The 25,318-nt window shown below is 68.0% G+C and carries 29 protein-coding genes; 27 read left to right on the top strand and 2 right to left on the bottom strand.

The window, feature by feature from the left end; translation table 11 throughout:
* The first annotated feature begins 1 nt into the window (after position 1).
* The 4 genes from G554_RS18310 (at position 2) to G554_RS0105780 (ending at position 3,923) form a co-directional block, all read left to right on the top strand.
* Positions 2-403 carry a response regulator transcription factor gene (locus G554_RS18310; protein ID WP_245569965.1) on the top strand — a complete coding sequence of 134 codons (402 nt, stop codon included), beginning with the start codon at positions 2-4 and terminating at the stop codon, positions 401-403.
* 68 nt (positions 404-471) lie between these two features.
* On the top strand, positions 472-1,212 hold the full coding sequence (gene dapB / locus G554_RS0105790) for a 4-hydroxy-tetrahydrodipicolinate reductase (protein WP_027587167.1): 741 nt from the start codon (positions 472-474) through the stop codon (positions 1,210-1,212).
* 58 nt (positions 1,213-1,270) lie between these two features.
* A complete protein-coding gene (locus G554_RS0105785) occupies positions 1,271-2,059 on the top strand; it encodes an LmeA family phospholipid-binding protein (RefSeq protein ID WP_161626465.1) in 789 nt (262 codons plus the stop codon).
* A 124-nt stretch (positions 2,060-2,183) separates the two neighbouring features.
* Positions 2,184-3,923 carry a pyruvate dehydrogenase gene (locus G554_RS0105780; protein ID WP_036924814.1) on the top strand — a complete coding sequence of 580 codons (1,740 nt, stop codon included), beginning with the start codon at positions 2,184-2,186 and terminating at the stop codon, positions 3,921-3,923.
* Between the two features lie 66 nt (positions 3,924-3,989).
* On the opposite strand, the gene G554_RS0105775 is transcribed toward G554_RS0105780, so the two are convergent.
* Positions 3,990-4,556 (bottom strand): GNAT family N-acetyltransferase, encoded by a 567-nt coding sequence (locus G554_RS0105775; protein ID WP_027587164.1) that lies wholly within the window; start codon positions 4,554-4,556, stop codon positions 3,990-3,992.
* An 81-nt stretch (positions 4,557-4,637) separates the two neighbouring features.
* Here G554_RS0105775 and G554_RS0105770 point away from each other — a divergent pair, with 81 nt between their 5' ends.
* From G554_RS0105770 to G554_RS0105760, 3 genes are all read left to right on the top strand, one after another.
* On the top strand, positions 4,638-6,326 hold the full coding sequence (locus G554_RS0105770; protein WP_027587163.1) for a ribonuclease J: 1,689 nt from the start codon (positions 4,638-4,640) through the stop codon (positions 6,324-6,326).
* Between the two features lie 138 nt (positions 6,327-6,464).
* Positions 6,465-6,650, top strand: coding sequence for a 50S ribosomal protein L28 (rpmB, locus tag G554_RS0105765; protein ID WP_027587162.1), 186 nt, complete (start codon positions 6,465-6,467; stop codon positions 6,648-6,650).
* Positions 6,651-6,766: 116 nt separating this feature from the next.
* On the top strand, positions 6,767-8,980 hold the full coding sequence (locus G554_RS0105760) for an ATP-dependent DNA helicase RecG (protein WP_027587161.1): 2,214 nt from the start codon (positions 6,767-6,769) through the stop codon (positions 8,978-8,980).
* A 19-nt stretch (positions 8,981-8,999) separates the two neighbouring features.
* On the opposite strand, the gene G554_RS0105755 is transcribed toward G554_RS0105760, so the two are convergent.
* Positions 9,000-9,419, bottom strand: a complete 420-nt coding sequence (locus tag G554_RS0105755) for a pyridoxamine 5'-phosphate oxidase family protein (protein ID WP_027587160.1) — start codon at positions 9,417-9,419, stop codon at positions 9,000-9,002.
* Between the two features lie 54 nt (positions 9,420-9,473).
* Here G554_RS0105755 and G554_RS0105750 point away from each other — a divergent pair, with 54 nt between their 5' ends.
* The 20 genes from G554_RS0105750 (at position 9,474) to trmD (ending at position 25,184) form a co-directional block, all read left to right on the top strand.
* Positions 9,474-10,070 (top strand): RsmD family RNA methyltransferase, encoded by a 597-nt coding sequence (locus tag G554_RS0105750; protein WP_027587159.1) that lies wholly within the window; start codon positions 9,474-9,476, stop codon positions 10,068-10,070.
* On the top strand, positions 10,067-10,552 hold the full coding sequence (gene coaD, locus G554_RS0105745; protein ID WP_027587158.1) for a pantetheine-phosphate adenylyltransferase: 486 nt from the start codon (positions 10,067-10,069) through the stop codon (positions 10,550-10,552). Before G554_RS0105750 ends, coaD begins: the two co-directional genes overlap by 4 nt.
* A 99-nt stretch (positions 10,553-10,651) precedes the next feature.
* Positions 10,652-11,221 carry a YceD family protein gene (locus tag G554_RS0105740; protein WP_027587157.1) on the top strand — a complete coding sequence of 190 codons (570 nt, stop codon included), beginning with the start codon at positions 10,652-10,654 and terminating at the stop codon, positions 11,219-11,221.
* An 80-nt stretch (positions 11,222-11,301) separates the two neighbouring features.
* A complete protein-coding gene (gene rpmF, locus G554_RS0105735) occupies positions 11,302-11,493 on the top strand; it encodes a 50S ribosomal protein L32 (RefSeq protein WP_027587156.1) in 192 nt (63 codons plus the stop codon).
* The gene (gene rnc / locus G554_RS0105730; protein ID WP_036924812.1) at positions 11,493-12,263 is read left to right on the top strand and encodes a ribonuclease III; all 771 of its coding nucleotides are present in this window, start codon (positions 11,493-11,495) and stop codon (positions 12,261-12,263) included. The genes rpmF and rnc overlap by 1 nt, the downstream gene beginning before the upstream one ends.
* Positions 12,256-13,152 (top strand): bifunctional DNA-formamidopyrimidine glycosylase/DNA-(apurinic or apyrimidinic site) lyase, encoded by an 897-nt coding sequence (gene mutM / locus G554_RS0105725; protein WP_027587154.1) that lies wholly within the window; start codon positions 12,256-12,258, stop codon positions 13,150-13,152. Before rnc ends, mutM begins: the two co-directional genes overlap by 8 nt.
* Positions 13,152-13,736: a GtrA family protein gene (locus G554_RS0105720; protein WP_036924810.1), complete on the top strand. Its 585-nt coding sequence runs from the start codon at positions 13,152-13,154 to the stop codon at positions 13,734-13,736. The genes mutM and G554_RS0105720 overlap by 1 nt, the downstream gene beginning before the upstream one ends.
* Before the next feature lie 124 nt (positions 13,737-13,860).
* Positions 13,861-14,079: a hypothetical protein gene (locus G554_RS0105715; RefSeq protein ID WP_027587152.1), complete on the top strand. Its 219-nt coding sequence runs from the start codon at positions 13,861-13,863 to the stop codon at positions 14,077-14,079.
* A 58-nt stretch (positions 14,080-14,137) separates the two neighbouring features.
* Complete coding sequence (gene ftsY / locus G554_RS0105710; protein WP_036924808.1) at positions 14,138-15,295, top strand: signal recognition particle-docking protein FtsY; 1,158 nt, start codon at positions 14,138-14,140, stop codon at positions 15,293-15,295.
* A 4-nt stretch (positions 15,296-15,299) separates the two neighbouring features.
* Positions 15,300-16,433 (top strand): glycosyltransferase family 2 protein, encoded by a 1,134-nt coding sequence (locus G554_RS14955; RefSeq protein WP_211220409.1) that lies wholly within the window; start codon positions 15,300-15,302, stop codon positions 16,431-16,433.
* Positions 16,426-16,791, top strand: coding sequence for an EamA family transporter (locus G554_RS14950; protein ID WP_245569964.1), 366 nt, complete (start codon positions 16,426-16,428; stop codon positions 16,789-16,791). The genes G554_RS14955 and G554_RS14950 overlap by 8 nt, the downstream gene beginning before the upstream one ends.
* The gene (locus tag G554_RS0105695; RefSeq protein WP_051232538.1) at positions 16,788-17,123 is read left to right on the top strand and encodes an EamA family transporter; all 336 of its coding nucleotides are present in this window, start codon (positions 16,788-16,790) and stop codon (positions 17,121-17,123) included. The genes G554_RS14950 and G554_RS0105695 overlap by 4 nt, the downstream gene beginning before the upstream one ends.
* Before the next feature lie 27 nt (positions 17,124-17,150).
* On the top strand, positions 17,151-18,989 hold the full coding sequence (locus tag G554_RS0105690) for a DUF6020 family protein (protein ID WP_027587148.1): 1,839 nt from the start codon (positions 17,151-17,153) through the stop codon (positions 18,987-18,989).
* Positions 18,986-20,146 (top strand): alpha/beta hydrolase-fold protein, encoded by a 1,161-nt coding sequence (locus G554_RS0105685; protein WP_245569963.1) that lies wholly within the window; start codon positions 18,986-18,988, stop codon positions 20,144-20,146. Before G554_RS0105690 ends, G554_RS0105685 begins: the two co-directional genes overlap by 4 nt.
* Before the next feature lie 68 nt (positions 20,147-20,214).
* On the top strand, positions 20,215-21,801 hold the full coding sequence (ffh, locus tag G554_RS0105680; RefSeq protein ID WP_027587146.1) for a signal recognition particle protein: 1,587 nt from the start codon (positions 20,215-20,217) through the stop codon (positions 21,799-21,801).
* A gap of 1 nt (position 21,802) precedes the next feature.
* Entirely contained in the window at positions 21,803-22,984 is a 1,182-nt protein-coding gene (locus G554_RS0105675) for an amidohydrolase family protein (RefSeq protein WP_027587145.1), read from the top strand.
* A gap of 189 nt (positions 22,985-23,173) precedes the next feature.
* Entirely contained in the window at positions 23,174-23,584 is a 411-nt protein-coding gene (rpsP, locus tag G554_RS0105670) for a 30S ribosomal protein S16 (RefSeq protein ID WP_027587144.1), read from the top strand.
* A gap of 1 nt (position 23,585) precedes the next feature.
* Positions 23,586-23,840: an RNA-binding protein gene (locus tag G554_RS0105665; RefSeq protein WP_027587143.1), complete on the top strand. Its 255-nt coding sequence runs from the start codon at positions 23,586-23,588 to the stop codon at positions 23,838-23,840.
* Positions 23,841-23,940: 100 nt separating this feature from the next.
* Positions 23,941-24,474, top strand: coding sequence for a ribosome maturation factor RimM (rimM, locus tag G554_RS0105660; protein WP_027587142.1), 534 nt, complete (start codon positions 23,941-23,943; stop codon positions 24,472-24,474).
* Positions 24,475-24,485: 11 nt separating this feature from the next.
* Positions 24,486-25,184 carry a tRNA (guanosine(37)-N1)-methyltransferase TrmD gene (gene trmD, locus G554_RS0105655; RefSeq protein WP_036924828.1) on the top strand — a complete coding sequence of 233 codons (699 nt, stop codon included), beginning with the start codon at positions 24,486-24,488 and terminating at the stop codon, positions 25,182-25,184.
* The last annotated feature ends 134 nt before the right edge of the window (positions 25,185-25,318 follow it).

Genomic DNA, 25,318 nt, shown 5'->3' with positions numbered 1-25,318 from the left:
GATGATGCTCTCACAGCTGGTCGATCCGGATCTGGTGGAGCAGATGAGGAGCCGTCGACTGACCCGCTTCGGGTACCTGCTCAAGGACCGGGTGCTCGACACCGCGGTCTTCCTCGAGCAGCTCGGGACTGTGGCCGCCGGTGGCACCGTCATCGACCAGTCCGCCGTCGACGGCTATCTGCGCCGTGACGACGGGCGGTTGGGTCAGCTCACCGAGCGTGAGACCCAGGTGCTGCGGCTGGTGGCCATGGGTCGCAGCAATGCCGGGATCGCCGCGACCCTGGTGATATCGCGGCGCACCGTCGACGCCCATCTGCGGGCGATCTTCGGCAAGCTCGGGATCGCCGCGGATGGTCAGGACAATCAGCGGGTGCTGGCCGCTCTGGACTGGCTCAGCGGGTGACTGGAGAGGTCACGGCCGGGCCGGCCTCTGTAAGGTTGAGCCGAGCAGTCGGCATGGAGAGGTGGAGCATGATCAAGGTCGGGGTATTCGGTGCCAGGGGCCGGATGGGCAGCGAGGTGTGCCGGGCCGTTGAGGGGGCCGAGGACCTCGAGCTTGTGGGCGGAGTGGATTCCGGCCACGACCGTTCGGCTCTGGAGGGTGCCGATGTCATCGTCGACTTCACCCGTCCCGACGCCGTGATGGACAATCTGGCCTGGGCCATCGACCACGACATCGACACGGTGGTGGGCACCACCGGATTCACCGAGGAGAGGTACCAGACGCTGCGCTCCCAGCTGGCCGATCACCCCGACACCGGTTGCCTGGTCGCTCCCAACTTCGGCATCGGGGCGGTGCTGATGATGCATTTCGCCGAGCAGGCCGCGAAATTCTTCGAGTCGGTGGAGATCATCGAGCTGCACCACGCCGACAAGGCCGACGCCCCCTCGGGGACCTCCAGCGCCACCGCGCAGAAGATCGCGGCGGCTCGTGAGGCCGCCGGGCTCGGTGAGGTCCCCGACGCCACCAGCCAGGCGCTGGAGGGGGCCCGGGGGGCCGTCGTCGACGGTATCCATGTGCACAGTGTGCGGCTGCCCGGGCTGGTCGCCCACCAGGAGGTACTGCTGGGATCCCTGGGTGAGACGCTGACCATCCGGCACGACTCCTTCGACCGGGTCTCCTTCATGGCAGGGGTGCTCATCGCGGTGCGCGCCATCGGTTCTCGACCCGGCCTCACAGTCGGCATCGAGGGTCTGCTCGGACTGGAGTGAGAAGTTGATGGACCGGCCCCGCCAGGGCTCCGCAGGTAGTCCGGACCAGGAGCCCACCGTGGTCCTTCCCGACGACTGGGCGGAGCCGACCCTCATCGATCCGGCTGGTCCGCCGGCCGCGCCGAGGCGCCGAGGCACCGTGCTGCGCCGGATCGGCATCCTGGTGATCGTCGTGCTGGTGGTGGCCGCAGCCGTGCTGGCAGACGCCGTCTCCCGTCAGCACGTCCAGTCCCAGATCGCCGATCAGGTGGCCAGCACCGTCAGCACCGACTCCGACACGGTCGGGGTCAGCATCGGCGGATGGCCCTTCCTGGCGGTGATGGCCACCCACAGGCTGTCCTCGGTGGACCTGTCGATACCCACCGCCACCGTCGCCAAGGACGACCAGAAGGTGACCTTCACCAAGGTCTCGGTGCACGCCACCGACCTGCGCAATGTCCGTGACATGCAGACCGCCGTCGTCGGGCAGGCCGCTGCCAGTGGCCATCTGAGCTGGCAGGAGTTGTCGCGGCTGGGCGGGGTCACCGTCAGCTCGGGCGGGGACTCCCGGGTTCAGGTGGCACGCACCGTCAGCGTGCTGGGAGCCGATGTCACGGTGATGGTCTCCGCCTCCCCGGGGATCGATCCGGCCACCCGCACGGTGACCCTGACAGATCCCAGGGCCAGCGTCGATGGCATCACCATCCCCTCGACCCTGCTGACCCCGGCGCTGTCGGCGATGTCGCGGCGGATGGTGCTGCCGGACCTCGGTTCGCTGAGGTATGAGTCGCTGACCGTCGACAGCGCCGGGGTGGAGATCGCGCTGGCCGGAACCCAGGTCGAGGTCAAGGATCTTCTCAACAGCTGAGCGGGTCCCCCCTCCCGCTGTCAGCCGATCGCGAAGGCGGCAGGATCCCTGCTGCACGAACGACTACGGTACCCATGGGCATGCCCACTGACTGTTCCTCACTGTCTCAATCCGGAGGTCCTCCATGAACGTCGCCGAACAACTGGTCCAGCAACTTGTGGAAGCTGGTGTGCGGCGCATCTACGGGATCGTGGGTGACTCCCTGAACCCGATCGTCGACGCCGTTCGCAAGACCGGCGGATCTGCCAAGGGCGGCATCGACTGGGTGCACGTGCGGCACGAGGAGGCCGCGGCATTCGCGGCCGCCGCCGATGCCCAGCTGACCGGTGAGCTGGCGGTGTGCGCCGGCTCCTGTGGGCCGGGCAACCTGCACCTCATCAACGGCCTCTTCGACGCCTACCGCTCGCAGGCCCCGGTGCTGGCCCTGGCCTCCCACATCCCGAGCGTCCAGATCGGCTCCTCCTACTTCCAGGAGACCCACCCCGACCGGCTCTTCGTGGAGTGCTCCGACTACTGCGAGATGGTCTCCAGCCCGGCCCAGGCGCCCCGCGTCATGAACTCCGCGATCCGCCACGCAGTGGCGCTGTCGTCGGTCTCGGTGATCACCCTGCCCGGTGACATCACCGACCAGAAGGCCACCGCCCCGACCCCGGTCTACGTGCCGAGCCGCCGCCCGATCATGGAGCCCAACCCCGAGGATCTCAAGCAGCTGGTCACCCTGCTCAACGACTCCCGCAAGGTCGCCATCTTCGCCGGAGCCGGCGTCGAGGGTGCCCACGACGAGGTGCTCGCGCTGGCCGACAAGCTGAAGGCCCCGGTCGGCCACAGCCTGCGCGGCAAGGACTTCATCCAGTACGACAACCCGTTCGACGTCGGGATGACCGGTCTGCTGGGTTACGGCGCCGCCGCCGAGGGGATGAACGACGCCGACGTCCTGCTGCTGCTGGGTACCGACTTCCCGTACAACCAGTTCCTGCCCGACACGCTGACTGTCCAGGTCGACCACCACGCCGAGAAGCTGGGCCGCAGGACCGACGTCTCCTTCCCGGTGCAGGCCGACATCAAGGCCCTGGTCACCGCCCTGACCCCGCTGGTCAAGCAGCACGACGACAAGTTCCTCAAGGCCACCGTCAAGCGGCACGCCAAGATCATGAACGCGCCGGTCGGCTCCTACACCCGCAATGTCGAGAAGATGCGACCGATCCACCCCGAGTTCGTGGCCCACACCCTCAACGAGGTGGCCGCCAAGGATGCGATCTTCACCGCCGACACCGGGATGTGCAATGTCTGGACCGCTCGCTACATCGATCCGCTGGGCACCCGCCGCCTGATCGGCTCCTTCCTGCATGGCTCGATGGCCGATGCCCTGCCGCTGGCGCTGGGCGCCCAGGCCTCTCACCCCGGCCGCCAGGTCATCTCGGTGTCCGGCGACGGGGGCCTGTCGATGCTGCTCGGTGAGCTGGTCACCGCCCGGATGCACAACCTGCCGATCAAGGTGATCGTGTTCAACAACTCGACCCTCGGCATGGTCAAGCTGGAGCAGCTGGTCAACGGCCTGCCCGACTTCGGCACCGACGTCCACGATGTCAACTACGCCGGGGTCGCCACGGCGATGGGATTCCACGCTGAGCGGGTCGACGATCCCACGGAGGTGCGCCGGGCTCTCACCGAGGCTCTGGCGGCCGACGGGCCGGCCCTGGTCGAGGTCCTCACCGATCCCAACGCGCTGTCCCTGCCCCCCGAGATCAAGGGCGAGATGCTGATCGGCTTCGCCACCGCGATGAGCAAGGTCGTGCTCAACCGCGGCGCCGGCGAGATCATGTCGATGGCCACCTCCAACATGCGGAACATTCCCAGGCCCTGACCGCCTGGCGCGACCAGTCGTCGGCAACAGCGGGCCCACCCAACGGGGTGGGCCCGCTGTAGCTCGCTAGTCGGCGATCCAGGTGTGCAGCCGGACCTCCTTGACCCGCACCGCACCGTCCTCGGTACCGGTCTGGCGGTGGGCGCCGTCAGGGCCCCAGCCGGCCCCGGTCAGGAAGGCGCGGAACCGGTCATCGCCGGTCCGCAGCCAGCAGGTGACCCGGTTGAAGCGGTCGGCACGCAGGGTGTCGACGATCGCATTGAGCAGCCGGGAGCCGTGCCCCTCGCCGCGGTGGGAGGGGTCGACGAGGAACTCGGCGACCAGCGCATCGCCGGGACCGGCGTCGGGGTCCTCGCTGGGCCCGATCGCCGCGAAGCCGCGGACCAGGGGTGCCTCGGCGCCGGGTTCCAGGGCCACCAGCACCCGCAGCTCGGCCAGCGGGGGAGCGACGATGGCCTGCCACCAGGACTGGGTCATCTGCGCTGCGTCCAGCGAGCCGGCCAGCTCGGCGAGGTCTGGATCGGCCGCCCAGGCCCGGCGTTGCAGCTCTGCGATCGGCCCGGCCTCGGCCGGCAGGGCGAGCCGTACCGATGAGGTTCCGCCGACGCTGGCGGGGTCTGTGCTGGCGGACATGACCCCCAGCCTAGGCGACCTGATCGGCCCGGCCGCGATGGCGTCCTGCATCTGAGGCCACCAACCGATAGGCTGGAGAACGTGGCAAAGAATGGACTGAAGACACCCCCGGCTCTCAAACCCGACGTCCTGCGGATCATTCCGCTCGGTGGCCTGGGAGATGTGGGACGCAACATGTCCTGCTACCAGATCAACGGCGAGATGCTCCTGATCGACTGCGGGGTGCTCTTCCCCGAGGATGATCAACCCGGCGTCGACCTGCTGCTGCCCGGTCTGGACTACCTCGACGACAAGCTCGACATGATCAAGGCGCTGGCCCTGACCCATGGCCACGAGGACCACATCGGTGCGGTGCCCTACCTGCTCAAGCGGCGCCCCGATATCCCGATCTACGGCTCCAAGCTCACTCTGGCGCTGCTGGAGGGCAAGCTCAAGGAGCACCGCATCAAGGGCTACCAGCTCCATGTGGTGCGCGAGGGGGACACCGTCGAGGTCGGCGAGCAGTTCGACCTGGAGTTCCTGGCCGTCAACCACTCCATCCCCGACGCCCTCGCGGTCTGTGTGCGCACCGATGCGGGCACCGTGCTCAACACCGGCGACTTCAAGATGGACCAACTGCCCCTGGACCACCGGATCACCGACCTGCGCGGCTTCGCGCGACTCGGCGAGGAGGGGGTCGACCTGTTCATGGTGGACTCCACCAATGCCGAGGTGCCGGGCTTCATCAAGTCCGAGACGGAGATCGAGCCGGCCATCGAGAGGGTCTTCGAGAAGGCCGACAAGAAGCTCATCGTGGCCTGCTTCTCCTCCCACGTGCACCGCGTCCAGCAGGTGCTCAACATGGCCGTCAAGCATCATCGGAAGGTCTGCTACGTGGGCCGGTCGATGGTCCGCAACATGGCGGTGGCCCGCGACCTCGGCTACCTCCACGTGCCCGGCGACACCCTGATCGAGCTGCGCGATCTCGACAAGTACGCCGACAACCAGGTCGTCATCGTGTCCACCGGATCCCAGGGCGAGCCGCTGTCGGCGCTGGCCCGGATCGCCAACAAGGAGCACCGCGACATCGAGGTCGGCGAGGGTGACACCATCCTGCTGGCCTCCTCGCTGATCCCCGGCAATGAGAATGCTGTTTACCGGGTCATCAACGGGCTGACCCGGCTCGGCGCGATCGTGGTGCACAAGGGGAATGCCCTGGTCCACGTCTCGGGCCACGCGGCGGCCGGTGAGCTGTTGTACGCCTACAACATCGTCAAGCCCCGCGGGGTGATGCCGATCCATGGCGAGATCCGTCACCTGATCGCCAATGCCGCGCTGGCCCGGGCGACCGGCGTCCCCGACAAGAACGTGATCGTCACCGAGGACGGCGGAGTCATCGACCTCGACGACGGCGTGCCGAGCCTGGTCGGAAAGGTCGACGCCTCCTACATCTTCGTCGACGGCACCGGGGTCGGGGAGGTCACCGAGGAGTCGCTGACCGACCGTAAGCTGCTGGGCGAGGAGGGGTTCATCTCGATCGTCACCGCGGTCAACACCCGGGAGGGATCGATCGTCTCGGGACCGGCGATCCAGGCCCGCGGCTTCGCGGAGGGCGAGGAGTCCTACGACAGGATCCGCAAGCAGATCGTCGCCGAACTGGAGAAGGCGATGAACGACGGGGTCGATGATCCCCACCGCCTCCAGCAGGTGGCGCGCCGCACGATCGGGCGGTGGGTCGCCAAGACCTACCGGCGCCGTCCGATGATCGTGCCGGTCGTGGTGGTGGTCTGATCCCGGTGCGGCCGGGGCTGCGGATTTGTCGCGACCCGGGCCTGCCATGTAGGCTGTGAAAGTTCCCGCGTGGAACCCCCTTGCAGAACTTGAGTGAGCCGACGTGAGCGCGTCGGCTGGTGAACAGGAGAACTTCCAGTGGCTGCTGTGTGTGACATTTGCGACAAGCGCCCCGGTTTCGGACACAACGTCCCCTGGTCGAAGAAGCGGACCAACCGGCGGTGGAACCCGAACATTCAGCGCGTGCGCGCCGTCATCAACGGCACTCACAAGCGGATCAACGTGTGCACCTCGTGCCTCAAGGCTGGTCGCGTCGAGCGCTGAGCTCGCCCTATCCGGTTCAGAGCGTTGAGCTCGCCTGATGGCCGATTCTCCCTGGTGGAGGGTCGGCCATTGCTGTGCCCGCCGAGGTGTCGGCGGTGTCCGGTAGCCTCGCAGGCGTGGATGACGTCGTCTCAGCGTGGTTGACCAGGGCCCAGCGGGAGCTGCACCGCCCGCTGGCCGAGGTGCTGGGGGCCAGGACCGCGAAGGCCTTCAGCACATTGCACATCTCCACTGCGGGAGAACTGCTGAACCATGTCCCCAGGCGCTACCTCACCGGCACCGAGACGACCGACCTGTCCCGGCTGGTCCCCGGTGACGAGGTGGCCCTGGTGGCCGACGTCGCCTCGGTCTCCTCGTACCCGATCAATGGCCCGGGCCGTCGTGAACGGCTGGAGCTGACGCTCACCGACGGACGGTCCCAGCTGCCGGTCACCTTCTTCGGCAAGGACTGGCTGGTGGGCTACTGGCGAAAGCAGTTCACCACCAGCAGTCACGGCATCTTCGTCGGCAAGGTCGGCAGCTTCCACGACCGCCCCCAGCTCACCCATCCCGACTTCGTGATGTTCGACGCCGACGGCAGGATCACAGGCAAGGCCGACAAGAAGACGATGGCCACCCAGGTGATGCGCCACGGCCTGGTGGGTCTCTATCCGGCTACCTCGAAACTGCCCACCTGGACGATCGCCGAGTGCGCCACCCTGGTGCTGGCCCAGGCCGGCGCCCAGGACGACACCCTTCCCGACTGGCTGCGCGAGCAGGCTGATCTGCCCCCGCTGTGGGATGCCTTCGAGGAGGTCCACCACCCCCACGACCCGGCCTCGGCGGCCAGGGCGAGGGAGCGGCTCATCTGGGAGGAGGCGATCGCCACCCAGGTGACGATGGCGGCCCGCCGTCGGCGAGCCGCCGGGCGCAGCGCACCGGCCTGTCCGCCCCGCCCGGACGGCATCCTGGCCGATTTCGACGCCACCATGCCCTTCACCCTCACCGGCGGTCAGCAGCAGGTCGGCCGCACGATCAGCGCCGAGCTGTCCGGCAGCACGCCGATGCAGCGTCTGCTGCAGGGGGAGGTCGGTTCGGGCAAGACCCTGGTGGCGCTGCGGGCGATGCTCCAGGTGGTCGACTCCGGTCACCAGGCCGTCCTGCTCGCCCCCACCGAGGTGCTCGCCCAGCAGCACCATGCCACCATCCGCGGGCTGCTCGGCGAACTGGGCGCGGGTCGGGTTCTCGGTGCACCCGAGCACGCCACCGGGATCGCGCTGCTCACCGGATCGATGAACGCTGCCTCCCGCCGGGACGCCACCACCCGCATCGCCGACGGCTCGGCCGGCATCATCATCGGCACCCACGCCCTGCTCACCGGAAAGGTCGACTTCGCCGACCTGGGTCTGGTGGTCGTCGACGAGCAGCACCGGTTCGGGGTCGAGCAGCGAGGAGTGCTCACCTCGACCCCCGATCAGCACCCCCATGAGCTGGTGCTCACCGCCACCCCGATCCCACGGTCGGTGGCGATGACCGTCTTCGGTGACCTTCAGGTCTCCAGCCTTCGCGAGCTGCCTGCCGGGCGGGCTGATGTCCAGACCACCGTGGTCGACGTCGGGTCGCACCCGGCCTGGCTGAGCAGGGCCTGGCAGCGGGCCCGCGAAGAGGTGGCCGCCGGCCATCAGGTGTTCATCGTCTGTCCCCGGATCGATGCCCACGAACCCGATCCCGCAAGCTCGGACCAGCGGCCCTCGGCCACCGTGGAGGAGGTCTGCGAGATGCTGGCCGGCGGGCCGTTGCGCGGGCTTCCCCTGGAGGCCCTGCACTCGCGGTTGGATCCCGACCGGAAGCAGGCGGTGATGGACCGATTCGTCGCCGGTCAGACCCAGGTGCTGGTCTCGACCACCGTCATCGAGGTGGGTGTCGACATCCCCAACGCCACCATGATGGTCATCATGGATGCCGACCGTTTCGGCGTCTCCCAGCTCCACCAGCTGCGCGGTCGGATCGGCCGCGGGCAGCTGCCCGGGCTGTGCCTGCTGGTCACCGATGCTCAGCCCGGCACCACCACCCGGGAGCGGATCGACGCAGTCGCTGCCACCCGAGACGGTTTCCAGCTGGCCGAGTTGGACCTGGCTCAGCGTCATGAGGGCAATATTCTGGGCGCCTCCCAGGCCGGGCGCTCCAGCCCGCTACGGCTGGTCAAGGTGCTCGAGCACGCCGAGATCATCACCGCCGCCCGGGAGCTGGCCGACGCCTGGATCGCGAGGGACCCCGAGGACCCCCGGCTGCTCGACATGGTGGCCGCCACCGAGCAGCTCGCCGAGGGCGACCTGATGGAGCAGGGCTGAGCTCCTCAGCGGGTCGGGCTCACTCGGTGGGTTCGGGCCCGAAGGCGAAGGTGCGCCCCGAGATCGACGAGGCCTGCACCCGCACCCAGGTCTTCTTGACGGTGGGCACCCAGGGGCGAAGCGGCATCTTCTCGCACAGTGCCAGCTCCTCGGGGCTGGTGATGACCTCAGCGGTGCCGCGGATCACCACGCTCCAGCCGCCCTGCTCGGACCAGCCATCGGCCTCGAAGGCGACCGCGCTGTTGCGCACCATCTCGTCGAGCTTGGTGCCGGCGGCGGTGCGGAAGACCACCGACAGGCCGTCCACCACATAGTTCACCGGAAAGATCTGCGGCTGGTTGTCGGCGCTGGTGGCCAACCGCCCCACCTCGGCGGTGTCCAGGTAACCCCAGCAGGTGTCTTCCTCGACAACGGTCATCGGGCTGTCCATTGAGCTCATGGAGCCATGTCTACCAGCCCGGTGCCCGGCTCGAGACCGATATACCCTGATCCGGTGAGCAGAATCATCGCCGGTCGGGCTGGGGGGCGCCGGCTGAGCACCCCGCCGGGGGACGCCACCCGACCCACCTCCGATCGGGTCCGAGAGGCCTTCTTCTCGGCTGTCGCCGCTTGGAACGGCAGTTCCGACCAGCCGGTGGCCGACCAGCTGGCCGGCCAGTCGATGCTCGATCTGTTCGCCGGCTCCGGAGCTGTCGGGCTGGAGGCAGCCAGCCGGGGTGCCGCCAGGGTGGTCGCGGTGGAGAGGAACCCGAGAACCGCCGCCCTGATCCGCGCCAATGCCGGGTCCTGTCGGCTGGACGCCCAGACCACCGCGATGTGTGCGGGCGTCGAGAAGTTCCTGTCCGGCGGCCGGCCGGGCGAACCCTTCGACCTCATCTTCTGCGACCCGCCCTACGCCTTGGACGCCGCCGATCTGGACTCGCTGATCGCGACCGCGGTGCGCGACTTCCTGGCCCACGACGGGCTGATCGCGGTGGAACGATCCTCCCGGGGCCCGGCCCCGGTGTTCGGGGCCGGGATGGACAGCTGGGCCAACCGCTACGGTGAGACCGTGGTGTACTTCGCCCAACCCAGCAGGGAGGACATGTGAAGGCCGTCATCTCGGGCTCCTTCGACCCCATCACCCGTGGGCATGTCGACATCATCACCAGGGCCGTCGAGCTGTTCCAGGAGGTCGTGGTCGGGGTGGCCGTGAACTCGGCCAAGAACGGCATCTTCTCGATGGACGAGCGGGTCGCCTTCGTGCGCGACGCCGTCTCGACCCTTTCCAGACCCGTGGAGGTGCTGCCGGTCGATGGGTTGCTGGTCGACTTCTGCACCGCCCAGGGGGCCGGAGCGATCGTTCGCGGCCTGCGGTTCGGCGGGGACTTCGACTACGAACTCCAGATGGCCCACGTCAACAAGGAGATGAGCGGCATCGAGACGGTGCTGCTGCCGGCCGGGCGCCAGTTCGGCACCATCAGCTCCACCATCATCCGGTCGGCCGCCAGCAATGGCGGCGATGTCTCGGCCTTCGTGCCCCCGATGGTCGCCCGGGCGCTGCGAGACAGGTTCGCCGGCCCGGACCGGTGACCACCCCGGGGCCGACCATTTGGCGCACTGGGGCATGAGTTGTAGAGTGGGCAGCCGGTCATGACCTCGTCATGGTCCACCGGTTTGAAGGGAATTGCGATGAACACCAGTCATCGCCGCCGCGACTCTGATCGGGATCTCATCATCGAGACCCATGATCTGCGTCGTCGAGCGGGCCAGATGGTGCAGGTGCGCCGCGAGATCCGGGCACCGGAGGATCTCGGCGTGGACATGATCGGCGTTCCCGAGGACTCTCCCATCGATCTGGACCTTCGTCTGGAGTCGGTGATCGAGGGGATCCTCGTGACCGGAACCGCCGAGGCCAGACTGGCCGGGGAGTGTTCACGGTGCCTGGAGCCGATCGAGGAGGAGTCCTCCTTCGACATTCAGGAGCTGTACTTCTACCCCGGACATGAGGCCGAGGAGGACGCCCACCGGGTGAGCAACGAGGAGGAGATCGACCTCGAGCCCGTCCTGCGCGAGGCGGTGGTGCTGAACCTGCCGTTCACACCGCTGTGCCGCCGGGACTGTGCGGGGTTGTGTCCCGACTGCGGAGTGAACCTCAACAGGCATCCCGATCACGACCACGGGGAGAGGATCGACCCCCGCTGGGCGGCGCTGAAGGATCTCGGCCCCGCCACCGCGGATGCCGATCCGAACCGGTCCTGAGCTGTAGCGGCCGGGAACGCACGGCACACACATGAGAGACGGCGTCACCTGCGGTGGCGTCGCACAACGAGGAGAAGATCGTGGCTGTCCCGAAGCGGAAGATGTCCCGCAGCAACACCCGGAGCCGTCGTTCGCAGTGGAAGGCGGCCGCCGTCACCCTGGTCGACTGCACCAACCCGGCCTGCAGCGGCAAGCACCTGCCGCACACCGCCTGCCCGACCTGCGGCGAGTACGGCCCGCGCGGCGACAAGCGCCAGGTCACCGAGGCCTGATGACCGACTGCTCCGAGACGGAGCAGGGCCGGACGGCACGCCAGGAGAGCCCCGCCAGTGATGCGGGCTGGCCCTTCCTGAAACTGCTCGAGGAGCTGGGAATCGAGATCGATCCCCAGCTCCTTCGCCTTGCCCTCACACATCGCTCCTATGCTTTCGAGAACGGCGGCATCCCCACCAATGAGAGGCTGGAGTTCCTCGGCGACGCGGTACTGGAGGTCGGCGTCACCGAGTACCTCTACAAGGCCTTCCCGACATTCGCCGAGGGGCGGATGGCCAAGCTGCGCGCCTCCGTGGTGAGCACCGTCTCACTCGGCGAGGTGGCCCGCAGCCTGGAGATCGGGCCACGGGTGATGCTGGGCCGCGGTGAGGAGCTGACCGGCGGGCACGACAAGACCCACCTGCTGGCCGACACCACCGAGGCCCTGCTGGGCGCGGTCACACTGTCGGCAGGGTTGGCCGAGGGGGTCCGGCTGGTCCATCGGTTGTTCGACCCCAGGATCGACGAGGCGGTGCGCTCGGGAGCCGGCACCGACTGGAAGACGGCCCTCCAGGAGGTCTGCTCCCAGCTGCGGATGCCTGCCCCGGAGTACCGGATCATCGGCTCGGGGCCCGACCACGACCGGCGCTACCTGGCCCGCGCCATCGTCGACGGCCAGGAACGCGAGGGCTACGTCGGCCACAACAAGAAGGAGGCCGAGCTGGGCGCCGCCAAGCTCGCCATCGACCAGCTGGTGGCCGAACGCGATATCTCGGTCCCGGATGCCTGAGCTGCCCGAGGTGGAGACCATCAGGCGCGGCCTGGCCGGCCTGGTCTCCGGCTTAAGGGTGACCGGTGTGAGGGTCCTCGACGAGCGCGCAGTACGCCGCCAGCCCGGGGGCGCCCGAGACTTCTGCGACCGGTTGACCGGCCGCAGCCTGGACACCCCGCGACGTCGCGGCAAGTACCTGTGGTTCCCGCTGGACTCAGCCGGCCAGGCCGAGGGAACTGCCGTGCTGCTGTGTCACCTGGGGATGAGCGGACAGTTCCGGGTTGACGATGCCGCCGATCCGGTGCAACGCCATGTCCGTGTCCTGATGGACCTGGATGACGGCCGACAGCTCAGATTCCTCGACCAGAGGCTGTTCGGCGGACTCCAGATCAGCACCGCCCGAGCCGGGCTGCCTGTCGAGATAGCCCATATCGCCGCCGACCCCTTCACCCCCGGGTTCGACGCCGCCGGCGCCGGCAGGCGGCTGAGGGCCAGGCGCAGCACCCTGAAGAGGGCCCTGCTGGACCAGACCCTGGTCTCGGGGATCGGCAATATCTATGCCGACGAGACGCTGTGGCGGGTGCGGCGTCACCCCGAGACGCCGACCTGGCGGCTCCGACAGGGGGAGGCCGTCAGGCTCTTCGTCACCGCGACGGAGGTGATGGCCGAGGCGATGGACAGTGGCGGCACCTCCTTCGACTCCCTCTATGTGAGGGTCAACGGGCAGTCGGGCTACTTCGACCGGCGGCTGGCCGTCTACGGTCGCGCCGGCAGGCCCTGTCCCCGCTGCGGCACCCCGATCATCCGGATGGCCTTCATGAATCGCTCCTCGCACATCTGTCCGCGGTGTCAGCGCTGGCCTCGGGGTGTGCCCCGGGCCGTCGCCCCAGTAGGATCGCCGAGGTGATGACCATCACCGAAGACCCCCGACGACACCGCCGCCACCTGATGGAGTTCATCAAGTTCGGCCTGGTCGGGGGTTCGGGCGTGCTGGTCAACATGCTGGTCGCCTTCGTGATGAACCGTGCCAATGGCGGCACCGTCAACTCCCAGCGGATCCTGTTCAATCTGTTCGGATCGCCCTGGAACTTCAGGTTCACCAGCCTGGTGTGGATCGTGGCCTTCGTCGTCTCCAACATCGTCAACTTCCAGCTGAACCGCAGCTGGACCTTCAAGCGGGAGCGCCGGCGCAGCTGGTGGGCCGAGTTCTGGCCCTTCTTCTCAGTCGGCGCGGTGGCGGCGTTCTTCGGAATGTTCATCAAGATCGCGCTCACCAATCCGACCTCGGTGTGCTACCTGTCCTCCGGGTTCTTCCACGAACAGTCCGGCTTGCACTCGCGGGAGTACTGGGCGCAGATCATCACGATCGCCATCACCACGCCCATCAACTTCGTCGCCAACAAGCTGTGGACCTTCCGCAGGGTCCGTCAGGCCGACGACCTGGAGGAGACTGAACCGGCAGTGCCTCACAGGAAGGTGAACAGCTCCTGAGGATCGGCTGAGATGATGCCTGGGTGGGAGTGTCTCATTTGGGATCCCAGCAGGTCCGGACGCACTCTTGGAAGGGATGGCGGGAAGCCGGTCCATGGTGTGCGAGGAGAGTAGGTAGACCAGGATGGAGTTCACATTCGTGGTGTCGATGGTGATCATTCTGCTGGTCGCCGCAGGGATCGCCGGGGTGGTCTGGGCGGGGCTGAGGGAGCCACGCAGGCCAGTCGAGGGATCGGGCATCACAGCCTCTGCGGCCCGGATCGGACGGGTGCTCAACGGTGACGAGGAGGCCTCCACCCTGCTCAGCCCGGCTCGCGAACCGGTGCGCAACGCTCGCCGCTGAGGTCATCGGCGGGCAAGCCCCGCTCCACTGCATTGAAAGGCTGCCGTAGGATCGCGGCGTGCCAACTTCCATAATCTTCTTGTGGACGCTGTTCGGCGTCCTGGTGCTCGCCATCGTCGTCGGCGTCACTGTCGCCCTGGTCAATCGTCGCAAGGTCCTCAAGGGGCGCTCCGCTCCTGCCGAGGTCGAGGCCCCTCCTGCCGAGGCGCCTGATGAGACCGAGGTCCAGCCCGCCCGCGGCGAGGAGCAGGCCACCAGCGTCGAACCGGAGACGCCCTCTCTGGAGGTCCCGGAGGCGCCCGCCTCAAGGATGGCGCGGCTGCGTCGCAGGCTGGCCGGCAGCAACAACGCGCTGGCCCGCGGCCTGGCCCAGCTGCTCAGCGCCGACCGGATCGACGACGAGACCTGGGACGACTTCGAGACCTCGCTGATCACCTCCGACCTGGGAGTCGGCCCGACCACCCAGTTGGTCGACAAGCTGCGCACCGAGTTCGCCATCGACGGAGTCGCCGATCCGGGCCGGGCCAGCGCCATCCTGCATCGTGAACTGGTGTCCCTGGTCGATCCCGCGATGAATCGCGGGCTGAACCTCGAGCACCCCGAGGGAGTCCCGGCCGTGGTACTGATGGTCGGGGTCAACGGCACCGGAAAGACCACCACCTGCGGCAAGCTGGCCCGGGTTCTGGTGGCCGAGGGACACTCGGTGCTGCTGGGTGCCGCCGACACCTTCCGCGCTGCGGCCAGCGAGCAGCTGGCGACCTGGGGGGAGCGGGTCGGGGTGGAGACCGTCTCGAAGGAGGAGGGGGCCGATCCGGCCTCGGTGGCTTACCAGACCGTCCAGACCGGCATCGACCGGGGGATCGATGTGGTGCTGATCGACACCGCCGGCCGGCTGCACACCAAGACCGGGCTGATGGACGAGCTGGGCAAGGTCAAGCGGGTCATTGAGAAGCTTGCGCCGGTGTCGGAGGTGCTGCTGGTGCTGGACGCCACCACCGGCCAGAACGGTCTGACCCAGGCCAGGATCTTCGCCGAGGTGGTCGACGTCACCGGCATCGTGCTGAGCAAACTCGACGGCTCGGCCAAGGGCGGCATCGTCGTCCAGGTGCAGCGCGAGCTCGGCGTCCCGGTCAAGCTGATCGGGCTCGGCGAGGGCCCCGACGACCTGGCCCCCTTCGACACCGAGCAGTTCGTGTCGGGACTGATGGGGGAGTAGGGCAATGGACCTCACTGTGCCCGGGCATTCCCAGGTCCCAGGTGACGACAACGGGCTGGCGGAGATGGCCGAGATGCGACTGGACTCCGCGCGGATCGCCGTGCTGATCCCCTGCTACAACGAGCAGGCCACCGTGGCGAAGGTTGTCGCTGATTACCGGGCAGCACTGCCGGCCGCTCAGATCTACGTCTACGACAATAACTCCACCGATCGCACCAGCCAGATCGTGGCAGCGCTGGCGACCACCGACGATCACGTCCACCTGCGTAACGAGTGGCGCCAGGGCAAGGGCAATGTGATCCACTCGATGTTCCGTGACATCGATGCGGACTGCTACGTGATGATCGACGGGGACGACACCTACCCGGCCGAGTACGCCCCACAGCTGGTGGAGCTGGTGCTCTCGGGCCAGGCGGACATGGCCATCGGCGACCGATTGTCCACGACCTACGCGGCTCAGAACAAGAGGCCCTTCCACGAGATGGGCAATGCCGTTGTGCGAGGCCTCATCAACCGGCTGTTCCGGTGCGACATCACCGACATCATGACCGGCTACCGGGCCTTCTCGCGCACTTTCGTCAAGGGCTTCCCGGTGCTCTCCCGGGGTTTCGAGATCGAGACCGAGATGTCCATCCACGCCGTCGACAAGAACCTCAAGGTCCGCGAGGTTCCGATCGACTACCGCGACCGGCCCGAGGGCTCGGACTCCAAGCTCAACACCTACTCAGATGGTCTGAAGGTGTTGCGCACGGTGTTCAGACTGTTCAAGAACTACCATCCACTGGCTTTCTTCGGATGGCTCGGTGCCCTCTTCGCAATCGCCTGTGTGGTGACCTTCCTCCCGGTGTTCCTGGAGTATCTGCGGTCCGGCGAGGTACCCCGGTTCCCCACCCTGATCGTCTCGGTCGCGCTGGGCATGGCGGCCGTGCTGTGCTGGGCGGTGGCGCTCATCCTCGACGTCGAGGTGGCCAAGAGCCGCCAGCTGTACGAGGTGATGACGAACTACCACGACCACATCGAGAGGTTGCTGGCGGCCAATCGGTCCCAGCTGGACCCGCAGTTGCGCGAGCGCACCGGCCCGGATCCGGCGCAGCGCGTGGAACGGTCCCAGGGCGCGGGGCAACATCGCAGTGGCTGAGAGCGAGCGGATCGGCAGGCAGACCTCCGGGGCGGCCACTGCGCCGATCGGCATCATCTTGATGGTGGTGTCCTCACTGTTCACCTGTACCGGCCAACTGATGTGGAAGCTGGCCGCCACCGGGAGGGCGGCTGAGATCGTCATCGGCTTCGGCTGCTACGGGGTCGGCGCGCTGCTGATGCTGATCGCCTACCAATTCGGCGAGCTGTCGGTGCTGCAACCGATCCTGGGGTTGTCCTATGTGCTCAGCCTGCTGGCCGGCTGGACATGGCTGGGGGAGCAGATCACGGCCGGACGAGTCATCGGGGTGGCCGCGGTAGTGGCAGGCGTCGCGATGGTCGCCAGGAGCGCGCGGTGACACTGCTGCTGTGGGCGGGGATGCTCACCATGACCCTGATCGGTGCGCTGTCGAGCTGGATGCTCAAGCTCGCATCGGGGGATCTGCGCCCGGCGCGGCTGATCCGCAACTGGCATCTGTGGGCCGGTGCTGCGGGCTATCTGTGCGCCGCTGTCATCAACATCTGGGTGCTGCGCCACATGGATCTCTCGGTGGTGCTGCCGATGACCGCACTGACCTACCTGTGGACTCTGCTGCTGGCCCGTTTGTTCCTGGGTGAGAGCCTCGATCGGTGGAGGATCGGCGGGGTCACGGCGATCCTGGTCGGCGTCGTCCTGATCGCGACGACCTGAGGTGGGTCGGATGGATGAGGTGGAGTGATGTCTGAGTGGACGGATCGGTGGCAGTCGGCCGAGGGAGTCAGGGGGATGGCCGGCGGCCCGGCGGGTGTGCTGATCAGTCTGGTGTGCTCGGCGGTGCTGACAGCCGGGTGGTGGTTCACCGGCCACACCGGCCTCCCGTCGGCGGGCCAGTGGATCGCGATGGCGATCGGATGGCTGGTGCTGGCCTCCGCGGTGCGGCTGAGCGCCACGATCCGCCGGCCCGGGCTGTGGCTGGTGGCGATCCTGCTCGGAGCGGTGCTGGCCATCATGAGGGTGCTCGGGGGTCGCTTCGATCCTGCTCTGCATCCGCCCTACCGGCACACCCGGATCTCGCCCTGGGTCGAGTTCGCGGTCGACTGGCTGATCGCGGTGCCGGTGATATGCGTCCTTCTGGAGGTCCTCGCCCATCCCCGCCGGGTGCGTTCCCAGAAGCTCACCGCAGGCCGAAAGGCCGCCTGGTGGGCGATCTCTGCAGTGCTGATGCTGGCAGCCTGGGCCCCCTACCTGCTGGCCTTCTGGCCCGGCATCGTGGTGCGCGACTCCTGGTCGTCGATCCGGATCGGCACCGGCATGCAACCGCTCAACAATCACCACCCGATCGCCTTCTCACTGCTGGTCGGGATGTGCATCAGGATCGGCGGCAGCTTCACCGCCGGCACCGCGGTGTTCTCCGTGCTGCAGGCCCTCCTGCTGGCCTTCGGGCTGGCGATCTGCGTGGTCTGGCTGCGCTATCGCGCAGGGCCTGTGCCCGCCATCCTGGCGCTGGCCTGGTTGGCCCTCGACCCGTCGGTGGCGATGTGGTCGATCACCATGCAGAAGGACACCCTGTTCGCACTGGTGATGACCCTGATGACGGTGCTGCTCGCCGAGGCAGGGCTGCGCGGCTGGACCTGGCTGACGCGGCCATGGCCGCTGGCGGGATTCCTGACAGGCCTGGTGGGCCTGTCCTTCACCCGCAACAACGGGACTTACATCGTCGCCTTCATGGTGGCGGGGGTCTGCCTGTTCCTCATCCCACGCCTGGTTGCGCCACGGCGCCACGGGTGGCGGTGGTGGGCGGTGCCGATCAGCTCGGCGATCATGATGGCGCTGGTGTTCGCCCTACAGGGGCCCGGCTACAAGAAGGCTGGCATGGTGCCCAGCGATTTCGTGGAGGCGGCCGGGCTGCCGCTTCAGCAACTGGCCTGGGCGAACCGGTACGGACACCTGAAGGCCGCCCAGCAGCGGACGCTGGCCCATCTGATGCCTCTGGAGCGGATGCGCCAGGACTACAACCCGACCCTGTCTGACAACATCAAGTTCGATCCGCGCGGGTTCAACAACCGCTGGCTCAACCACCACCGTCGCGAGTTCATCAGGACCTGGGCGCAGGCGATGCCGGCCAACCGCACCGGTTATGCGCTGTCGTGGTATGCCCTGGCGGGCCGGTATCTCGATCCCGGATCGGTCTTCCTGAGGGTCGACCCGGGCACCAAGCGGGGTTCGGGCAGCATCGTCATCGATGACCGCGACCGGCTCGCGACGGTCAGCGGGGGAAGGCTGGGCGCTGGACAGCTGCTGGACGTCGCCCGAACGGTGTCCACGAACCCGGTGACCGGCCTGACCTATCGGATGCCGCTGGTCATCTGGGCGGCGATCCTGGCGATGTGCTCGGCACTGCTGGCCAGACGTCCACGCGGCTCGCTGGCCTTCCTGCCGTTGATCGGGATGGTCCTGACGCTGCTGATCGCGGTACCCCTGACCGATTTCCGCTACGCGGCGGCAGGCCATGTCGGACTTCCCTTCCTGCTGCTGGCGCTGTGGGCCGGGGCGCACCGTGAGGAGGAGGCATCGTGACCACTCGGACACCGCTGCTGCTGGTCGGCATCATGAGTCCGCAGCTGGCCTGGGCGATGATGGGCCTGGCGGTGCTGGTCCCCATCCTGATCGGTCTGTGGTGGGGGTGGCGGGCCACCGGCGGTCGGCTGCGCAGAATCGGGCGGGGGATCGGCCGCGCACTGCTGGTGTTCTGCTGCCAGCTCATCGCCCTGGTCGCGGTCTTCCTGCCGATCAACAACACCTACGGCTTCTACACCAGCTGGGGAGAACTGCTCGGAGAGGCCCCGGTCGCGCCGCGCCACGGTCTCATCGACATCCATCGCACGGCCGTCAAGAGGATCCCGATCAGCAAGGACAATCCGCATCCCGACGGCCTGATGGCCGGAATCATGATGCCGGGGACCGACGCCCGCAATGCTCATGTCCCGGTCTGGCTGCCACCGCAGTACTTCGAGCGCTCCCAGGTCCACACCCGTTTCCCGGTGCTCTACTGGATCGGCGGGGAGGGCGACAACGGCGACCGGGACAACGTCTCCGTCCCGCTGATCGGCCCGGGCCTGGAGATGATCAAGCAGTACAAGGCCAACCCGTACGTGATCGTCTTCCTGCCCGGGGAGATCCGCACCGGGCAGGACACCGAGTGCACCGATGTCGGCGTGATCAAGCAGCAGAGCTGGATCATGCGCACCGCCATCACCAGGATCCAGAAGCACTACCGGGTGGGCCGCACGGCCGCCTCGAAGTTCGTGGCCGGCTACAGCACCGGCGGCTACTGCGCCGCCAACTTCACCATCAAATACCACACCGAGTTCCGCGCCGGATTCGGCCTGGCGCCGTACTACCACCCGGTCTACGGGCAGCCCCAGCTCTCCCAGGTCACCCAGCAGACCCGTGACGAGAACTCGCCGATCATGCGGGTCAAGGCGAGGAATGTGCCCAGTGAGGTCCGCTTCCTGTCGGTGATGAGCCGGGCGGACAAGTCCACCTGGGGGGACGCCGCCAACCCGGCGATGTCCTACGGACAGGTCTGGGCCGACGGCCAGGACTTCTGGAACCACGCCCATACGATGGACCAGTTCGCCTTCATCCTCACCGCCCAGGGAGGTCACCACACCAGCACCTACACCCCCTTCATCTCGGAGTCGATGCGGTGGTTGGGACAGTACGGACTGTGAGTCGCGGGGTCCATCGGCGGTACTGTGGTCGCTGACTGCCAGCACAAGTCCACCGAAGGAACTCACCCGTGTTCGACACACTCCAGGATCGACTCGCAGCGACCTTCAAGGGCCTGCGCGGCAAGGGCCGACTGACCGACGCCGACATCGACGCCACAGCGCGTCAGATCCGGATCGCGCTGCTGGAGGCCGATGTCAACCTCGGCGTCGTCAAGGAGTTCGTCGCCTCGGTCAAGCAGCGCTGTCACGGCGAGGAACTGTCCAAGGCGCTCAACCCGACCCAGCAGATCATCAAGATCGTCAACGAGGAGCTGGTCGGCATCCTCGGCGGGGAGACCCGCACCGTCCGGTTCGCCAAGAACCCGCCCACCGTCATCATGCTGGCAGGGCTTCAGGGTGCCGGGAAGACCACCCTGGCCGGCAAGCTCGCCCGCTGGTTCAAGGAGGAGGGCCACTCCCCGATGCTGGCGGCCTGCGACCTGCAGCGCCCCAATGCCGTCACCCAGCTGCAGGTGGTCGGTGAACGAGCGGGGGTCAAGGTGTTCGCCCCGCAGCCCGGCAACGGCGTCGGCGACCCGGTCGAGGTCGCCCGGGAGTCGGTCGAGGAAGCGCGTCGCAAGCTCTACGACGTCGTCATCATCGACACCGCCGGACGCCTGGGCGTCGATGAGGAGCTGATGCGCCAGGCCGCCGACATCAAGGCCGCCACCAACCCCTCCGAGACCCTCTTCGTGGTCGACGCGATGATCGGCCAGGACGCCGTCAACACCGCGGTGGCCTTCCAGGAGGGGGTCGGCTTCGACGGGGTGGTGCTCACCAAGCTCGACGGCGACGCCCGGGGCGGCGCCGCACTGTCGATCGCCCGGGTGGTCGGGCGGCCGATCATGTTCGCCTCCTCCGGCGAGGGCCTCAAGGACTTCGACGTCTTCCACCCCGACCGGATGGCCTCCCGGATCCTCGACATGGGCGACATGCTCACCCTCATCGAGCAGGCCGAGAAGGCCTTCGACAAGGAGCAGTCCCAGGCGGCGGCGGAGAAGCTGCTGGCCGGCAAGGGCCAGTTCGGCCTCGACGACTTCCTCGGCCTGATGCGGCAGATGCGCCAGATGGGGCCGATGTCCAAGATCATGGGAATGCTCCCCGGGGTCGGCCAGATGAAGAACCAGATCTCCGACATCGACGAGCGCGAGGTCGACCGGATCGAGGCCATCATCCTGTCCATGACCCCCGCCGAGAGGGCCGACGTCGGGATCCTCAACGGCTCCCGACGCTCCCGGATCGCCAAGGGGTCGGGAGTCGAGGTGAGAGACGTCAACAACCTCGTCAACCGGTTCGTCGACGCCCGCAAGATGATGACCCAGATGAGCCAGGGGATGGGTGGCGGGATGGTCGGGTCGATGGCCAAGCACGGCGCCAAGCAGCAGCGCAAGAAGCAGCAGAAGCGCCGCAAGGGGGCCTCCGGCAATCCTGCCAAGAGGGCCGCCCAGGAGAAGGCCGGCACCTCCCGGAAGCCCGCCGAGACCGGCAATCCGTTCGGCACCCCGGCGGCCGGGCTGCCCACCTCCCAGGAGGATCTCAGCAAGGCGATGGCCGACTTCCGGATGCCTCCCGGCATGGAGCAGATGTTCAACCAGAAGAACAAGGGCCCGCGCTGAGATGACCGGGCCACAGGACGGTTCGCCACTGTTCCACACCCACACCCACGACGGGTCCACCCACACCCACATCGATCCCGCCGCGCTGGCCCGCCTGGCCCCGGCCGAGGATCTGCGGATCTGCGCAGTGGTGCTGCCCGCCGGGGACCAGCGTGACCTGTGGATCCACGACGGAGTGCTCGTCGAGGGCCCGCTGCCGGGGGCCCGGACCCTGGCCCGGGACTGCTGGGTGATGCCCGGCCTGGTCGACGCCCACAATCACATCGGGTTGGACGCCAAGGGGGCGGTCAGCCCCCGGGTCGCCGAGCAGCAGGCCCTCACCGAGACCGCCGCCGGCACGCTGCTGCTCCGAGACGCCGGGTCCCCGGCCGACACCCACTGGATCGATGAACGCCCCGACCTGCCCCGCATCATCCGAGCCGGTCGCCACATCGCCCGGCCCAAGCGGTACATCCGCGACTACGCCGCCGAGGTGGACCCCGACGACCTGGTCGCCGAGGTGGAACGGCAGGCCCGGGCCGGCGACGGCTGGGTCAAACTGGTCGGCGACTGGATCGACCGCCAGGAGGGGGACCTGGCCCCGCTGTGGCCCGCCGATGTCGCACGCGCCGCCATCGACCGGGCCCATCAACTCGGCGCCCGGGTCACCGCCCATTGCTTCTCCGAGGAGGCTCCCGCCCAGCTGGTGGCGGCCGGCATCGACGGCATCGAGCACGGCACCGGACTCACCGACGAGACGATCTCGCAGATGGCGGTCCGCGGGGTCGCACTGGTGCCGACTCTCATCAACATCGACAACTTCCCGGCGATCGCGGCCTCCGCCGACCAGCGGTTCCCGGTCTATGCCGCCCACATGCGTCACCTCCACGCCCACGTCAAGGAGACCATTGGCAGAGCGGTCGACGCCGGGGTCCCGGTCTACGCCGGCACCGACGCGGGAGGCACCGTGCCGCACGGCCTGGTGAGCCGGGAGGTGACGAGGCTCGCCGAGATCGCGGGCCCTGAGTTCGCCCTGGGGGCCGCCTGCTGGCGTGCCCGGGAGTGGCTGGGGCAGGGCCAGCTGGAGGTCGGCGGGTCCGCTGACCTGCTGGTACTCGACGCCGACCCGCGCACCGACCTCAGCACCCTCGACCGGCCGATGTTCATCGTGCTGCGCGGCAGAGTCGTGCTGGACCCGGCGTGACTTCGCGCGAGGTTTCCCACCGATCGGTGTGATGTGGCAGAATGGCGAGAGCTTCTGCCCGGTCGGTACCCTCTCTCGCCGTCCAGGTGGTTCCTCGAAGTCGTCACCGCGTGCCCCACAACGGCGGCGTCCTCACCCGTTCTTCCCGGGTCATCAGCCCGGGTGCGTCCCATAGGAGAATCCACACACGTGGCTACCAAGATTCGTCTGAAGCGTCTCGGCAAGATCCGTACCCCGCACTACCGCGTTGTCGTCATGGACTCGCGCACCAAGCGCGACGGCCGTGCCATCGAGGAGATCGGCCAGTACCATCCCAAGAGCGATCCGTCGATCATCAAGATCGACTCCGAGCGCGCACAGTACTGGCTGGGCGTCGGCGCCCAGCCCACCGAGGCCGTCGTGGCGCTGCTCAAGCGCACTGGCGACTGGCAGGCCTTCACCGGGGGCAGGACCGCCTCCGGGGTCACCGAGCAGCCGGCCCGCCCCGACAAGGACGAGCTGTTCAACGCCGCCCTCGCCGAGGCCGACGAGCCTGCCCGTGAGGCCATCACCCCCAAGGCTGCGGCCGAGGAGGCTCCCGCCGAGAAGGCCGAGGCCTGAGATGCTCACCGAGGCTCTCGAGCACCTGGTCTCAGGCATCGTCTCCAATCCGGACGATGTCCGGGTGCGTGAGAAGGAACTGCGCCGCGGTCAGATGCTCGAGGTGCGCGTCAACCCCTCCGACATCGGGAAGGTGATCGGCCGCCAGGGCCGTACCGCCTCCTCACTGCGCACCGTGGTGGACGCCCTCGCCGCAGGTGAGCAGGTCCGGGTCGATTTCGTCGACGTGGACCGTCGCGGCGGACGACGTCGCTGAGCGCGTCCCGGAGATCTCACCGGAGCCGATGGCGGCCGTGGCCCTGACAGGGTCGCGGCCGCTTGTCGTGCCGGGGGTCCAGATTCGAAGGAGAGCATCAATGAGTGAACACCTGGAGGTCGTGGTCGGCCGGGTCGGTAGGGCCCATGGGCTGCGAGGAGATGTCCTGGTCTCGCTGCGCACCGACGAACCCTCCCGTCGCTTCGCGCCGGGCTCGCTGGTCGGCATCGAGGGCACCGGCCGCAAGCTCCATGTCACCGCCGGTCGAGACCTGTCGGGCGGGTTCCAGGTGCACTTCGCAGAGGTGGCCGATCGGACCGCCGCCGAGGCTCTCAAGGGCGCCGTGCTGGTCGCCGAGGTGGCTGCCGATGAGCTGCCCGACGGCGATGACGAGTACTACGACCGCCAGCTCCGCGCCCTGACGGTCCTGAACAGCCAGGGGGAGCAGCTGGGGGAGGTCACCGACGTCATCCATCTGCCGGCTCAGGACCTGCTGGCCATCGACGTCGACGGGGTCGAGAGACTGGTGCCATTCGTGTCGGCCCTGGTGACCGGTGTCGACCTGGCTGCCGGGACCCTCACCCTGGCAGAGGTCGGTGGCCTGGTCGACGACCAGGCCGAGGAGGCGCTCTGAGGGTGACTGCGGTGACGCGATTGGACTATCTGTCGATCTTCCCCGACTACTTCCAGGTGCTGCACCTGTCGCTGCTCGGCAAGGCCGCCGAGCACGGTCTGGTGGAGACCCACTTCTGGGACCTGCGTCGCTGGACCCACGACCGGCACCGCACCGTGGACGACACCCCCTGCGGTGGCGGAGCGGGAATGGTGATGAAACCCGAACCCTGGGGGGAGGCCTTCGATGAGCTGCTCGGCACCGAGCCCGACCCCGAGATCCACGTCGTGGTGCCCACCCCCTCGGGGTACCCGTTCCGTCAACGCGACGCCGAGCAGCTGTCGACGGCCCGCCGGATCCTGTTCTGCTGCGGGCGCTACGAGGGCATCGACCATCGGGTACTGGAGTACCTGCGAACCCGGTGGACCCTCCACGAGTTGAGCCTGGGGGACTATGTCCTCAATGGCGGGGAGGTGGCCGCGCTGGCCATCACCGAGGCGGTGGTCCGGCTGATCCCCGGGGTGATCGGCAACCCCGAGTCGCTCACCGAGGAGTCCTACTCGCCCGGCCAGGAGGGCCTGCTGGAGTACCCGAACTACACCCGACCGGTGAGTTGGCGCGGTCTGGAGGTTCCGGAGGTGCTGATGAGCGGCCACCACGGCAGGATCGCCCAATGGCGTCACGACCAGTCGGTGGAGATCACCGGCAGCCGCAGACCCGACCTGTTGTGAGCTGAGAGCCGGGGCAGTGAGGCCCCAATCGGGGGGTCCACTACACGGTGACGTAGTCGGTTGGCTATGGTGTCGCCGTGGCGACTACAACACTTAGTACTCATCAGAGAGCGGTGCGATCAAGCGTCGCGGCG

The sequence above is a fragment of the Acidipropionibacterium thoenii DSM 20276 genome (assembly GCF_000423445.1).
Taxonomy (GTDB): domain Bacteria; phylum Actinomycetota; class Actinomycetes; order Propionibacteriales; family Propionibacteriaceae; genus Acidipropionibacterium; species Acidipropionibacterium thoenii.
This window is presented reverse-complemented; position numbering and strand designations above follow the sequence as displayed.

Excerpts from the sequence above, each read along its gene's own strand:
- rimM (WP_027587142.1), top strand. The coding sequence starts at position 23,941 with ATGAGTGAACACCTGGAGGTCGTGGTCGGCCGGGTCGGTAGGGCCCAT.
- dapB (WP_027587167.1), top strand. The coding sequence starts at position 472 with ATGATCAAGGTCGGGGTATTCGGTGCCAGGGGCCGGATGGGCAGCGAG.
- G554_RS0105675 (WP_027587145.1), top strand. The coding sequence starts at position 21,803 with ATGACCGGGCCACAGGACGGTTCGCCACTGTTCCACACCCACACCCAC.
- G554_RS0105715 (WP_027587152.1), top strand. The coding sequence starts at position 13,861 with ATGGAGTTCACATTCGTGGTGTCGATGGTGATCATTCTGCTGGTCGCC.
- G554_RS0105690 (WP_027587148.1), top strand. The coding sequence starts at position 17,151 with ATGTCTGAGTGGACGGATCGGTGGCAGTCGGCCGAGGGAGTCAGGGGG.
- G554_RS0105720 (WP_036924810.1), top strand. The coding sequence starts at position 13,152 with ATGACCATCACCGAAGACCCCCGACGACACCGCCGCCACCTGATGGAG.
- G554_RS0105740 (WP_027587157.1), top strand. The coding sequence starts at position 10,652 with ATGAACACCAGTCATCGCCGCCGCGACTCTGATCGGGATCTCATCATC.
- G554_RS18310 (WP_245569965.1), top strand. The coding sequence starts at position 2 with ATGATGCTCTCACAGCTGGTCGATCCGGATCTGGTGGAGCAGATGAGG.
- G554_RS14955 (WP_211220409.1), top strand. The coding sequence starts at position 15,300 with ATGGACCTCACTGTGCCCGGGCATTCCCAGGTCCCAGGTGACGACAAC.
- G554_RS0105755 (WP_027587160.1), bottom strand. The coding sequence starts at position 9,419 with ATGAGCTCAATGGACAGCCCGATGACCGTTGTCGAGGAAGACACCTGC.
- mutM (WP_027587154.1), top strand. The coding sequence starts at position 12,256 with ATGCCTGAGCTGCCCGAGGTGGAGACCATCAGGCGCGGCCTGGCCGGC.
- G554_RS0105665 (WP_027587143.1), top strand. The coding sequence starts at position 23,586 with ATGCTCACCGAGGCTCTCGAGCACCTGGTCTCAGGCATCGTCTCCAAT.
- G554_RS0105775 (WP_027587164.1), bottom strand. The coding sequence starts at position 4,556 with ATGTCCGCCAGCACAGACCCCGCCAGCGTCGGCGGAACCTCATCGGTA.
- rnc (WP_036924812.1), top strand. The coding sequence starts at position 11,493 with ATGACCGACTGCTCCGAGACGGAGCAGGGCCGGACGGCACGCCAGGAG.
- G554_RS0105780 (WP_036924814.1), top strand. The coding sequence starts at position 2,184 with ATGAACGTCGCCGAACAACTGGTCCAGCAACTTGTGGAAGCTGGTGTG.